A 13,496-nucleotide genomic window follows, 5' to 3' on the forward strand; every position below is an offset into this window, starting at 1 on the left:
GTACAAACCTTTAGCCAGTTATTTATGTTTCCCCCAAGCCTGTCTAATATGGGGGCCCGGCTGGTATTCATAGATGCTTTATTCGGCCGAATTTGGCGGGCTGTCCAGTCAACTAATTCAATATAATCCATCAATCGAAAAGGAATGCCGTCTTGTTTTAAGTTGCTCTCATTACCGATAAAAGGATGAAGACAAGGGGCTGTGGTAAGCTGTTTATCTAAGGCGTCGATTCGAGCTTTGATGGAGGTAAATTCTGAGTCTTCTGGCTTAGTGGCAATGCCTGCGCGAATAGGATTTAGGTCTACGTACGCCATTGCAGCGGCGAGGGCTTTTTCATCAAGCAGGGCTTGGCTTTTAAATCGGCTTTCCCAAAAATGGCCAGTACAGCTGTCTTCTTTGTTAGCTTTACAAGCAATATCGTAGTTAAGCTCTTTCATATACCAGCTCAAATTCCATAAACGTTCTCGCCAAAGCTCAATGATCTCAATACATTTTGCGTGTTCAATTGGGTGAGTGAGTTGCTCATGAAGCCAGCGTTGAATAATAAGCGGTAACTTATGAGCCATTCCCCAGCGCTCAACTATCTGATGATGTGACAAGGCCAAAGCTTTCTCTCGATTGATACTGACGACTAAGTGGTAGTGATTACTCATGATGGCGTAAGCACAAATATCAATGCAGTAGAGTTCAGAAAGCGAGTGAATTTTATTGACGATCCATTCTCTGCGATGCTCATAACTCACTTGGTTTTGGGTGTCTTCACCACACAAAAAACTGCGCCTCACACATCGAGACACGCAGTGATAATAGGATGTCGCTTCAATCGAGATAAGTTGCTTGCGTGCAGTCGTCATAAATATGTCTCCTTATCGAATAATAAGAAGTTAGCAATCATTCAAACAGGTGGTTGCAATCAATCCCTCGAAAAGGACTAAATCATACTTATTTAGTCCTTTTGGTGTGTGTCCTGAATTAGTCTATTGTGTGTGTCCTGAATTAGTCCTATTTTGAATGCTATTTCGGGGCGGAGCCCCTCTCTCCCTATACTAAGTAGATGGCATATCAACACCGGTTCTTTGGCGTAAGGATATGATGACAAATGCGCTAATGCTGATAAAAGATAGTATCCAGCTGGCTAAAACCATTGTCTGATGTGTGGCTGGGATCAACGACAAACCAAACGTAAAACCAAATGCTCCCACCATTTGCAAGGCACCATAAATCGCACCAACTTGTCCCTTATGATTTGGAAACATATACAGGGCTGAAACGCCAGCGATCGCTATCAAAAATGCGCACCCAAATGCCATCACAGTGAAGCCGACTAACAGAAGTAAGTAACTATGTATTAACAAACTTACCGTGGTCACAACACAGCCCAAAACCTGAATTAAACAGCCAAACACTAGCGTCATGTTTTCGCTGATTCGTTGCCTTAAATACTGGCTCCAAAATAATCGTGAGACCACGCTACTCACAATCAAAGCCAGTGACCCTAAAGCATAATTTGCAACCGTCAGATCAAATTGATTCTGAGCAACAAACGATCCCGTGACTTGGAACAGTAAAAGGCAACTGGTTCCGCTAAACATCATCGCTAAATAACACAAGAATGTTGGATTCGATGATATGAACACATAGTCTTTTATTATCTGTTTCGGTTTAATCGCGTCGGGATTTGTGTGGCTTATGGTTTCACGCTTGAGGAAGGTGATCACCAATAGCGTCGCGATGGCAAGGCCTGCTATAAAGACAAAATTGCCTTTCCAGCTAAAATGGTGAGTGAGATAGCCCCCCAAAATGAGCGTTAGGCCGGGTAAGCTCATAAATAGAATTCCATACCAAGCAAGTATTCCCATAAGCTGGGTTTTGTCGAAAACATCCTGCAATATCGTTCTGCACAACAGATAAAGGCCGCCGACCCCCAATCCTTGTATCACTCGGCCCAGTAACAGGGTGTCAATATTATCTGACATCAGGCACATCATGGAACCGATGACAAACACCACAGAGGTTATCAATGCGACGGGCTTTCTTCCAAAGCGTTCGGATAGAGGCCCGCAAATAAGCTGGCTAGAGGCCAAGGCGATAAAAAAGAGACTCAATGACTGCTGTATGAGCGCTTCAGACGTGTTCAACTGGCTTTGAATTTCAGGAAAGCTTGGTGTGTACATGCTTGCGGCAAAAAAATAGCTCGACGCCATTAAAATACTGATAAGTATTGTGGTTAATTTAGACACTCGTCTACCCATAAGGTTAAGAACATAGTGCTATGTTAGCTCGTTCTTTTCGCCAAGGTTTTGGCTAAAGCGACAGGGTGTTTACAAATCGCGTCAATGTGCTTTCTTTCGTGACTTTTTTTGATGTTCTTTAAAGGCGGTTGAGAAGGAGGATAGGCTTGAGTATTTAAGATCAAAAGCAACATCGGTCGCGATCATGCCTTGATTAATCATTTTTTCAGCTCGCTCCATGATGACTTTATTGCGTATCTCTTGGAAAGACGCGTTGAAATGGGAGAGAAAAAGTCTGTTTAATGTACGAACGGAAGCTCCCGTTTGTTGAGAAAAGTCTGAGATCGACATTTTGATGTTCGGTTGGTCTGATAATGCTTCGATGATCAGTAGTAACCGCCTGTCCATATACCCCTTTGCAAGCAGAGGGTTGGTGGCTGGCTGACATTGAAGACACTGATCGATGAGTACTTGTACATAGTGATTAACGAGCGTTTTATCTGGTCCTCCTTGTTCCCAGAGGTGGAACAATTGAGCCACGATAGGGGAGACTTCAAGTAGACATATTGCGTCGCTGCTGGGGAGCGACGTCAAGGGTAAGCGCAGTAGGGAAACGCGTGACTGTTTAAGAAAATCAGCACGATGCGGCATCATCGGAGGAATATAAATCAAAGAACCAGGCATTGACAGTAAACTGTGCTGGTCAGTGGAAACAATTTGGCAGCCTTGGTGAATAAAAACTAAGTGTGCAAAATCATGAGTGTGAACCTCACCTGAATAGTGCGAATCATGGCATCTAATCGTGACTTGATGGTTGTCCAAATTCATTCTCTCATTCTTTGATAAACAGTCAGTCTCGTTTCTGTCTTGGTGGTCATTATACGACACATCCATTGTCATTGGTCCAGCCATTCGGTTTCCCGCTATTTTCCCTTATACCGCCGGGTACTTAACAGCACGTTTTTTCGGCAGCCTTTGTTTTTTCTGATCACCGTTGCTCGAAGGTAGTCACGCCATTTAACCCTACTCTAAGTATGTATTTGAGTCATGAGTAAGAGTGAGTGAGGACGTATATGGTCACTTCTGTTACGGGTTCTGTCAAACCTAAATCATGGCACATTGCGATGCCGAGGTGATCATCTCATCAGGCAACTTTTGCCCCAAAGTTATTTAACTCCAGTGCACAAGAATAGTTTACTTATAGATATTTACTCTAGAAAAACCAATCTCTAAACGGACGTTGGTTTTCCTGATGGTTCAATGCTTGCTATGAAGTTTGATTTAAATGCAATAGAAACGAGCATTGTATGAAATCACAAATTTTAATTCTATCAGATAACTCTCGTAGGCGCATGCTCCGTATTAGAGAAGATAAAACATAGTTTGAATAAGCTTATCTGACCCACATTCTTCGATTTGCATTACTAGATGCACTGTCTAACTGTCATCTAAGACAAATGTAGAAATACTCAACTTGACTGCTTTAAAAATCTTATGATCACACCAAATATATAGATAATAAATACAAAATTAAATCTTCAATAATAAATAAAAATGTTTCTAATTCATAATGAAAGTTATATTATTATCAATTTCATTTTTTTTTGAAAATAGATCGGTAATTTAATTATAAAATTCAATAAATCAAAAATAAGTATTGAATGTTTTTCTTATTATTGTAATTGTTAAAAAGTGTTATCAATTGTGAATAAAAAGGAGGTAAATATGTTTGAATACCAGCCTGTTGGTGTTATCTAATTAAATGTTAAGTTCATAAGAATTAAATATTTCATAAAATATTATTAAGGAGATGATAATGAAAGATTATCAACCTGTCGGAGTAGTATAAATAATTAATATATTTGTATTTTTTACAAGTGAGCACTGTATAGCGCTCACTTTTTAGAGGACTCTATGAAGAAATATTTATCAATTGCAGCTAATGAATGTGACACCTATTTAGATTATACATTATTTACTTTGGTTGCTGTTTATATATTACAAGCCTCTCCTTCTGAAATTGGAATTTTAGGAGCATGCTATGCTATACCATTTTTTTTCTTGAGTCGCATAATTGGTAGATACGTTGATTACTGCGAAATTAATTACTTTCGTATGTTGATGTTTATAATATGTATATCAATAACTTTTTTTGTTGTTTATATAGATTCTATCTATTACCTATATGTAATACTGCTGATAAAAGTCTCCTGTAGAGTTGGGCTAAATGTTTCAACGGTAAAGCTAAACCAAGATGAGTTTGAAACAAAAGGTTTTTACGAAAAAATAGGCTATATAACAAATCTAGCAAGAATCTTAGTACCAATTATTTCTGTAACTGCAAATGAGTATTTTGGTATAGGGTCTATTATTATCTTTTCAACTGTATTTAGTATGCTAGGACTTCTTAGCTCATTTTTACTTATAAAAGGAAATATTAAACTTGAGAATAATAAAGATAAAGATGACTTTGATAGTATATGTTTAGACCCTAGATTGATCATTAGGAAAAACCAAAATCTTAAGGTTCTAATATTATCATATATTTTTTCTAGTATATCTCTATATTTTAGTAATGATATGATTAGTTTGTTTTTTAAAGATATAACAGGTGAACCAATAAGTGTAGGGTTAGTAATTTCCTCTCTAGGTTTAGGAGGAGTTATTGGCACGAAATTAAGCTCATATATTATTGATAAAATAAGCATTATACAATGCTATATATTTTCTATATCAGTCAATAGTATCGCGTTTCTCATCATGGGAATCGTTAATGACAGTCTAATATCTGTTGTTGGTTGTTACTTAATAGTTTCATTAACGGGCGTGTCTTCAGGTATGTCATTCGTCATTATGAAAACAGGGTTACGTACATTGGTAGACTTTGAACGCTTAGGCTCAGTTACAGGGTATATACAGAAAATAGCATCGATTGTAGCTATTTCTTTACCAATTATTGGCGGGATTTCAGCAGATCAGATTGGTATTCAAGCAACATTTATCATTACTAGTTCAATGATGTTTTTGGTATGTATAAACACATTAATAAAATTAAAATCATTAAGCTTACACAAAGGAAATCTAAATGCTTAACTGTACAAAAATTTGTGACGTCAGTTTTTTGGAAGATACACACTATCAAACTTATCTCAAAGGTAAGTCTCAAGCCTTATGGGACTCTGGCTTAGATTGGTCACTGGCAAGTGATGATCTAGTTTCAGAGCATTTGAAAGGTCCAGCCGCAGATATAGCTAGCATGTCTGCGCACGTTGAAATCCTTGGCATGCAAAACGCAGCAGAACTATTGGTTCAATGTGAAGACTTTTCGTTAAAAATCGGCCTAGGACAAGCTGTTAATGATGAAGCAAGGCATGCTGAATTGTTCGCTAAGTATGCACTATTAGCCAACGGAGCCATAAGTGATTGCTCTAAAACACAAGAACTATATGACAATCACTTTGATTCCTTAACTGAGTTTGATGAGATTTTTCTAAGCCATGTTTTTCTGGAAAATGGGGCTCTTGAGCAGTTCAATATTTTTGTTTCAACCTTTGGTGAGGACAGTCTCATCGGACAGATCTATAAAGGCGCGCTGCAAGATGAAGCTCGACACGTACTAATGGGCATCAATTATTTCCGTCAAAAGGTCAAACAGCAGTCTAGCTTTAGAGATTTTTTAATTACGCATCTTGAGACTTATCAATCGGTTTTACATGTAAATGAGTCTGCAATTCATTGGTTGTCAGAATTTAGTGGGACTGAGCTTGAATTGTTGAGTCAGAGAATTGAAAAGCGTCAAGCATCATTCATTAGCAAATTATTGGCGGAGGAATAAATGGAGTTTAAGGGTTACCAAGTTATTGATAATGCGATAACTAGAAGGGAGCTAAGTATCATCATTGATTACTTAGCTATCTTACGAAATAGCAAGAGACTGCAAGGTAATACAGACTCAGAGTCAGCACATATGTATTACGCTGTTCCGTACTTTGAAGCAATGTTAAGTTATTTTAGAGATATTGTCTCGTCAGTCGTCGGCGAAGTTGTATATCCGAGCTATTCATTTCTTTGGAACTACAAAAAAGGCCATATAGTCCCGAAACATAAAGATCGAAATTCTGTAGACTACATAATTTCAATGAATATTAATATATCTGAGGAAGATGGCTGGGGTATTTTTATCGAAGGTGAGTCGGTTGTCCTGAAAAATGGACAAGCATTAATACTTGATGGTAAAAAACTTGAACATTGGCGTGATGCCTGTCCATATGACAACAGGCTTCAACTTATCCTTTGTTATACAAGGGATAAGGCTTTATTGTTTGATAGTCGTAAGCACCTAGCTTTCGATCCTATTCCAGAAGTAATTACATCACCATTTAATTCAGGGTTAGAGATTCATGACAAAGAAGTACTCGAGGCAGCAAATGCAAGAGTTTGAGGAATTAAAATACGTACAGTCATTTATATTTTTTGATGGTAAGTCACTTATCCGCGAGTTCATCGATCAAACAGGCTGTAAGATTTCTTTTGGATTCATGCTTAAAGGAAAATTCATATGGAAAGCAACGGGCATTGAGAAGTTTTCTATATTTAGTGGTGAAGCAATTTTTATTTATGAGGATATCAAAATTTCGGTAAAGGCGGGAGATAATATCACTATACCAGATAGTGTAGAGTTTATTGTAGAGGTGGTTTCTGATTTAGATTACAGGTGTGACTATGATTAACATTGGAATTATTGGTTCAGGTCAGATGGGGAATTTTATTGCCCAATGCTTAAATAGTAATGTATCATGTGGATTTAAACTACGCTCTGTGCTCTCTAGGTCTTTACATTCTGGTAGAAAATTTGCCAGTGATCATGACATAGAATATAGTAATGTCCACACAGATATCCATCAATTTTTGAATGATAACAGTCTGGATGCAGTGTATATTGCATCTCCTACTGCAATAAAAAATAATTACTTAACTTTATCTGTTGAAAAAAATAAACATGTCCTCATTGAAAAGCCCATCAATTATGATAGGAAGTTAATAGAAGCTTTCGATATCGCAATATCCAAGAAATTGGTAATATTAGAAGCTAGTCATTGCTTGCATAATAAGATATTTTCTCGTTTAACTGAATTGATTAATAGATATGTAGGAAGAATTGAATTTGTCGACGCTACTTTTAACTGGCCAAGCCCTGATGAAGCGTTAACAAAACTTAACCCTTCTCTAGAACCAAATGGTGTTCTAGGTGATTTAGGGTGGTATCTAGTTCGAACACTAGTAGAGATATGCGGTGGAGATTTCGAGCATTCATCTCAGTTAATTAAGAATAAAAATGGAGCTATAGTCGAGCATTCCACTATAGGTAGTAACGTTACAACAAGTTTTGTCCTAAACAGCTCATATCGCCAAAGCACTGTTCGCCAAGTTCTAAGAATCTCAGGCTCTAAAGGTGAATTAATCATTAATGACTTCATTATGCCATATTGGGGATCATTCGTTTACGGTGACGTGCAGAGGTATCTGGATATTGAAGTGAGACATGGAATGAAACCTACGCTTGACGGAAAATTTGAGCGAATATATTTCACTGGAGAACAGCATATCAATATGTTGAATTTTTTTTCTGAAAGTATTAAGACACCGCATTCATTTATCGAGACTATGCTCAATAAAACGTTAACCAGCTCTAAATTGATTAACGATATTAGGAAATCGTCTATTATTCGCCATTGTGGGGGGTAATCCTTGCTTCATTTCATCATAGATTATTTAATAGAGCAATTCTCATTCATTATAGTTCCATCTCATGGTTTATATTTTGTATATATTGCAAGTGCTATATTAATAGCTATAGTTTATACTTATTTTGTTAATGAGCGTAAGTCTAGTTTTAAGAAAGCTGTAAGTAAATTGTATCATGACCACACATCAAATCGTGTGAGCATTATTGATGACTTGAAAGTTTTTGTTGTCGATAAGCTAATTTTTGGGTTCATATATAGCTCAATTTTGGGACTTGCCATTACCATCAAAACTACTACTTTGGACTTGATAACCAACAATTTTAATACTTATGCTATGTTTGAACCAACACCTCTAATTTCTGTAGTCTATACGGTTGGTGCTATATTGGTGTTTGATTTGGGAACGTTTCTGGAACACTATCTAGCTCACCGTATAAGGTTTTTATGGGAGTTTCATAAGGTACATCATGTTCCCGTAACTTTGAATCCATTAACGGCCTATAGATCTCATCCTGTTAACCAAGCGTGCTATATTATTGTTACTAGTAGTTTATTAGGCTTGTACAGCGGGTTATTTAACTCATTCTTTGATGGACAAAGCTTAACTATTACGTTTGCTGGACAGAATTTATTTATGTTTCTATTCTTGGCTCTTGGTCTAAATTTACAACACTCGCATGTGAATATAAGATACCCGAGAATTCTGAAGGACATTTTTGTTAGCCCAAGTTACCATCAGCTTCATCATAGCAGCAACCCAGTGCATTATGATAAAAATTTTGGTTTTTTGTTCTCATTTTGGGACCGATTGTTTGGTTGCCAATATCACCCAAATAAAGATACTAAGTTAGATTTTGGTATACCGGATGAGTACTCCTCATACTCTGGATTATACAACCACTATGTTGAGCCAGTTCGTAAAGCTATAAGACTGGTTAGGATATGTAAATTCAATGAAGATATTCATTGAATTAAGTTAACTTTACTTTTTGTGGAATAAACATTGAATTAAGTTAACTTTACTTTTTGTGGAATAAACATTGAATTTAAAACCAATTATAGCATCTGTCGATAATCTGAAATATTATATGTCAGGTTAAAATACTTCTCTTTTGTCTGAGAAAGCTTGACAGACCATGGTATTTAAAAAGTACTTTTCGTATCTAAATTGATGTCACTTATTCATTTAAACTAAGAAGCTTTTGTCCAATTTTGATTCAACAATACCTGAGTTGCTTGTGTGATCACCAAGCAACTCTGCTGCACTTTTTTATCTATGTGCTGTTGCCCTCACATGGGGGTTGGGGTGACATATAGGTAATGCTCACAACCTATGGACAGGTTGTTAGTCGATGGCCCTATATACCACTATACCTGGTACGGTTTTGACGTAGTCTAGGAAAGGCGTATCTACAACTCTATTGTTGGCGCGTTTGGAAGAGGCGTTGCGGTAAACGGGGCCGTTATCCGTTTGGATAAATATTCCGGTGTGAGTGACATCAAGGCCTGCGATATCTGTGTAAGCGCCGACATAATCACCACTTTGCATGTTTTGCAGTACTGTTTCATCAACGTTGTCACTAGGGATATAGGAGATGGTTCGCTCTTTTATGGGCAGACCAACAAGGTACACACCACCACTTGTTTTTTGGTTGAGCTTTTTAACCACACTTATCGATAAATTAGATAACTCAGTAGTCACATCGGTCGCATTGTACGTTTCTTCGTTTACCCAGTCTGAAAAGAAATGACGTCTATTTAGAAAATGTATCTTACCTTCGATGTAACGAGTTTGGATCAAATGGTGCTTGAACTCTTCTAAATGATCGGATTTTCGTAAGGCTTCAACATAATCTAGATATGTAAAGCAATCGAGCTCACCAAATTTGATCACCAGTTGCTCTTTCGTTTGGTGGTCGCCAATTAATTGATTGGCAACGTAAGGTACATCGACAAACACAGAAGATAGCTGCTCAATCTTTTTGGAGTCTGAATTGACATTTGAGTTGATGATATTCTCCAAGTGTTCTTGAGCCTCAGTGTAAAACTTGGCATAGTCGGAGAACAATTTGCTTTGCTCGTTATTTGTTGCTTCAGAAAATGGCTCGCGATCTGAAGAACACGCTTGATGAATTGTCAGAATCCCAAAACAAAATGCAAATAATGAGGGTAACATTTTCATAATAACGACCTGCTTTGATAGTACATATCAATTGAAGAGGGTAGAGGTGGTTTAGCCTCACTCTTCGTTAGCAAAGAATGCCATTATAATTTTAATTCTATCATTAGTGTGTTTTACATTTGAGAATGCACTCAAATGACTTTTAATCACAATGCAAAACCTGCTTTTTTCCTCTCTCACCCGGCAATAACTGTTTCCGTTATTTCACATTTTACCTAATAGGCTAAATTTATAGGGTTAATAAATATTTTGGTCGTGTGAATGTCAAGGAGCCGATATGGATGAGGACTATGCCCGAGACTTGATTGGCTATGGTTCGAGCCCGCCAACCCCCCATTGGCCGGGCAAAGCCCGTATCGCATTGTCATTTGTCCTAAATTATGAGGAAGGGGGAGAGCGTTGCCTTTTACACGGTGATGATGAATCTGAATCCTTTTTGTCTGAAATCCCCGCCGCTAAGCCCATTCAAGGTGCTCGTCATATGAGTATGGAATCAATCTATGAATATGGTAGCAGAGCGGGGGTGTGGCGTATTTTAGGTTTGTTTGAGCAATACCAATTTCCGTTGACTGTGTTTGCCGTCGCCATGGCCATTGAGCGCCACCCTGATGTGGCGAAAGCAATGACTCAAGCTGGACATGAAATATGTAGTCATGGTTATCGTTGGATTGATTATCAACATATGGAAGAAGCATTAGAGCGTGAGCACATGGCTAAGGCAATAAACATTATTGAACAGGTCACAGGCAGCCGGCCTTTAGGCTGGTATACGGGGAGAACTGGGCCCAATACTCGCCGCTTGGTTGCAGAGGAGGGCGGTTTTTTGTATGACTCAGATGCCTATAATGATGATCTTCCCTACTGGTGTGAGGTGGCTGGGCGCCCACAGCTTGTGATTCCATATACGTTGGATGCCAATGACATGCGTTTTGCTACGGCGCAGGGTTTTAATTGTGGTGAGCAATTCTACCAATACTTGAAAGACAGTTTTGATGCTTTATATCAAGAAGGTGCAACCGCACCAAAAATGATGTCCGTTGGGTTGCATTGCCGCTTGATTGGCCGACCGGGCCGAATTATGGCCCTGAAGCGTTTTTTAGATTATGTACAATCTCATGACAGTGTATGGGTATGTCGACGTGTTGATATTGCTCGGCACTGGCATCAATATCATCCATATAATGCGGCAAAAGGGGAACAAAATGCGTCAGTTTAGTACTTGTGCTCCTTGTGACATGACTCGCGAAGAATTTATTAATCAGTTCGGTGAAGTGTATGAACACAGTCCTTGGGTTGCTGAGAAGGTATTTGAACAAGGGCTCGGTGAAAAAGATAATGAGGTTGAGTTTTTACATCAACGCATGGCAAAAGTATTAATCGAGGCAGAAAAACATCAGCAATTAGACGTTCTTTGCGCACACCCCGATCTTGCAGGTCGGGCTGCCATTAGTGGTGATCTGAGTGTCTCATCTTTGGCTGAGCAGGCGGGAGCTGGGCTTAGTCAATGTACTATTGAGGAGTTTGAGCAATTTACTTTCTATAACGACTTGTACAAAAGCCGTTTTAATTTTCCTTTCATCATGGCGGTGAAAGGGGCAACTCGAAAGCAAATTCTTGATGCTTTCAATAACAGAATTGACAATGACGTTAAGACGGAATTTGTGTTTGCCCTCGAAGAGGTCAACAAGATTGCATTGATAAGATTGATAAATATGTAATAAATCAATGCTTTAAATTATTTTTTGAGGTGTTTGATGACGTTAATGTTGAAGTCAATTCATGAGGATAAAGCCATGTCGTTAGAGTTTGAACATTATATCAACCTTGCTGATGAAAAGCTTGGCGCTCAGGTAATCTATGCCACGGATGATTTTTTTGCTGACAAAAGCCGATTAATACGTCGTGAGGCACCTAAGTGGCGGGAAGGTATCTATGATGAAAATGGAAAATGGATGGATGGCTGGGAAAGTCGCCGAAAGCGTGAAGAAGGCCATGATTTTTGTATCATTCGCTTGGGTTTAGTTGGAATGGTGGCGGGTGTTGATGTCGATACTTCTTTTTTTACGGGTAACTTTCCACCCGCGGCATCTATCGATGCTTGTTATTGGCCTGATGGCGATCCATGTGCATTGACTCAGTGGAAAGAAATTCTACCCCAAATGAATTTATACGGTAACACTCACCACGTTGAGAAAATAGATAGCGACGAAGTATACACTCACTTACGCCTTAATATATATCCAGATGGAGGTGTAGCTCGTTTACGTGTTTATGGCCGACCGAGTGTCGACTGGCAAGGATTGGATCACAGGCAAAGAGTAGACCTCGCGGCGGTTGAAAATGGTGGGCGTGCATTGTCATGCAGCGATCAACATTTTGGCAATAAGTCGAATATCCTTGGTATTGGTCGAGGTGAAAACATGGGAGATGGGTGGGAAACGGCTCGTAGGAGAACGCCAGGTAATGACTGGGTACTTGTCGAATTAGGCCATGCTGGAAACATAGAATGTGTGGTTGTCGATACAGGACATTTTAAGGGTAACTTCCCAGACCGCTGTTCGGTTCAGGCTGCCTATCTTGAAGGAGAGAGCAATGAAGACTTGATAAATCAAAGCGCGTTTTGGTCTGAATTACTTCCTGCTCAAAAACTCAATGCGGATGACATTCATGAATTTACCTCGGAGGTGATTAATTTGGGTCCTGTTACGCATGTGCGCCTGAACATATTTCCTGATGGGGGAATCAGTCGCTTGCGTTTATTTGGGACTAAGGCTTAATGGGCTAGATAGATATGGCATGTGAACTGGGTCGGTTAAAAATAGAGCCACTAACGGCACAAACGTTTGCTCAATTTGGTGAAGTCATTGAGATAAAAAATCGTGACTATTCGATCATCAATAATGGTATGGCACGTCGTTACCATAAACTGGCCGTAACCGATGTAAATGATGAAGATGGAAATGCGGTTATCAGTATCTTTAAAGCAAAATTACCCAGCTACCCTTTCACTATCAAAGTACTTGAGCGTCATCCACTTGGAACTCAGGCCTTTATACCACTTGATGGAAATCCGTTTTTAATTATTGTTGCGCCCAAGGGCGACTTTCCCACACTTTCCCAGAGCAGAGCGTTTGTCACTAATGGTCATCAAGGCGTAAATTACTTTAAAGGTGTTTGGCATCACCCTCTGCTTACTCTGGTTGAGGGTGATCAGTTGTTGGTTGTTGATCGTGATGGCAAAGGGAGTAATTGTGAAACTGTGATATTTGATAAAGATTTGGTTGAGCTTCATCTAGCAGATATTCCCTAATACTTTGACTTGATTTAAGTCGGCGT

The 13,496-nt window shown here is 38.8% G+C and carries 14 protein-coding genes; 10 read left to right on the top strand and 4 right to left on the bottom strand.

The annotated features are described in order from the left end of the window. The 3 genes from KO511_RS07880 to KO511_RS07890 all read right to left on the bottom strand — a co-directional run. Window positions 1-854 (bottom strand): transposase (locus KO511_RS07880; protein ID WP_215986905.1); only part of this gene is annotated, 854 nt, incomplete at its 3' end. Between the two features lie 192 nt (window positions 855-1,046). Continuing rightward, on the bottom strand, window positions 1,047-2,240 hold the full coding sequence (locus KO511_RS07885) for an MFS transporter (protein ID WP_215986906.1): 1,194 nt from the start codon (window positions 2,238-2,240) through the stop codon (window positions 1,047-1,049). A 93-nt stretch (window positions 2,241-2,333) separates the two neighbouring features. Further along, on the bottom strand, window positions 2,334-3,143 hold the full coding sequence (locus KO511_RS07890; RefSeq protein ID WP_252724284.1) for a helix-turn-helix domain-containing protein: 810 nt from the start codon (window positions 3,141-3,143) through the stop codon (window positions 2,334-2,336). A gap of 1,002 nt (window positions 3,144-4,145) precedes the next feature. Here KO511_RS07890 and KO511_RS07895 point away from each other — a divergent pair. The 6 genes from KO511_RS07895 to KO511_RS07920 are packed head-to-tail and all read left to right on the top strand — an operon-like array spanning window position 4,146 to window position 8,948. Next, entirely contained in the window at window positions 4,146-5,324 is a 1,179-nt protein-coding gene (locus KO511_RS07895; protein WP_215986907.1) for an MFS transporter, read from the top strand. Beyond that, a complete protein-coding gene (locus tag KO511_RS07900) occupies window positions 5,317-6,066 on the top strand; it encodes a ferritin-like domain-containing protein (RefSeq protein WP_215986908.1) in 750 nt (249 codons plus the stop codon). The genes KO511_RS07895 and KO511_RS07900 overlap by 8 nt, the downstream gene beginning before the upstream one ends. Next, window positions 6,067-6,672, top strand: a complete 606-nt coding sequence (locus tag KO511_RS07905) for a hypothetical protein (protein WP_215986909.1) — start codon at window positions 6,067-6,069, stop codon at window positions 6,670-6,672. It begins immediately after the preceding gene. Further along, the gene (locus KO511_RS07910) at window positions 6,659-6,961 is read left to right on the top strand and encodes a pyrimidine/purine nucleoside phosphorylase (protein ID WP_215986910.1); all 303 of its coding nucleotides are present in this window, start codon (window positions 6,659-6,661) and stop codon (window positions 6,959-6,961) included. The genes KO511_RS07905 and KO511_RS07910 overlap by 14 nt, the downstream gene beginning before the upstream one ends. Next, window positions 6,954-7,976, top strand: coding sequence for a Gfo/Idh/MocA family protein (locus KO511_RS07915; RefSeq protein ID WP_215986911.1), 1,023 nt, complete (start codon window positions 6,954-6,956; stop codon window positions 7,974-7,976). Before KO511_RS07910 ends, KO511_RS07915 begins: the two co-directional genes overlap by 8 nt. 3 nt (window positions 7,977-7,979) lie before the next feature. Beyond that, window positions 7,980-8,948 carry a sterol desaturase family protein gene (locus tag KO511_RS07920; protein ID WP_215986912.1) on the top strand — a complete coding sequence of 323 codons (969 nt, stop codon included), beginning with the start codon at window positions 7,980-7,982 and terminating at the stop codon, window positions 8,946-8,948. Between the two features lie 375 nt (window positions 8,949-9,323). On the opposite strand, the gene KO511_RS07925 is transcribed toward KO511_RS07920, so the two are convergent. Further along, window positions 9,324-10,160 carry a DUF1460 domain-containing protein gene (locus KO511_RS07925; protein ID WP_215986913.1) on the bottom strand — a complete coding sequence of 279 codons (837 nt, stop codon included), beginning with the start codon at window positions 10,158-10,160 and terminating at the stop codon, window positions 9,324-9,326. 277 nt (window positions 10,161-10,437) lie between these two features. On the opposite strand from KO511_RS07925, the gene puuE reads away from it, so the two are divergent. The 4 genes from puuE to KO511_RS07945 all read left to right on the top strand — a co-directional run bounded on the left by puuE (window position 10,438) and on the right by KO511_RS07945 (window position 13,470). Then, the gene (gene puuE / locus KO511_RS07930; RefSeq protein ID WP_215986914.1) at window positions 10,438-11,376 is read left to right on the top strand and encodes an allantoinase PuuE; all 939 of its coding nucleotides are present in this window, start codon (window positions 10,438-10,440) and stop codon (window positions 11,374-11,376) included. Next, window positions 11,363-11,878, top strand: a complete 516-nt coding sequence (gene uraD / locus KO511_RS07935) for a 2-oxo-4-hydroxy-4-carboxy-5-ureidoimidazoline decarboxylase (protein WP_215986915.1) — start codon at window positions 11,363-11,365, stop codon at window positions 11,876-11,878. Before puuE ends, uraD begins: the two co-directional genes overlap by 14 nt. A gap of 75 nt (window positions 11,879-11,953) precedes the next feature. Beyond that, on the top strand, window positions 11,954-12,937 hold the full coding sequence (alc, locus tag KO511_RS07940) for an allantoicase (RefSeq protein ID WP_215987043.1): 984 nt from the start codon (window positions 11,954-11,956) through the stop codon (window positions 12,935-12,937). Between the two features lie 14 nt (window positions 12,938-12,951). Beyond that, on the top strand, window positions 12,952-13,470 hold the full coding sequence (locus KO511_RS07945) for an ureidoglycolate lyase (RefSeq protein WP_215986916.1): 519 nt from the start codon (window positions 12,952-12,954) through the stop codon (window positions 13,468-13,470). The last annotated feature ends 26 nt before the right edge of the window (window positions 13,471-13,496 follow it).

It is taken from the genome of Vibrio hepatarius, assembly GCF_018860525.1.
GTDB classification, from domain to species: Bacteria; Pseudomonadota; Gammaproteobacteria; order Enterobacterales; family Vibrionaceae; genus Vibrio; species Vibrio hepatarius_B.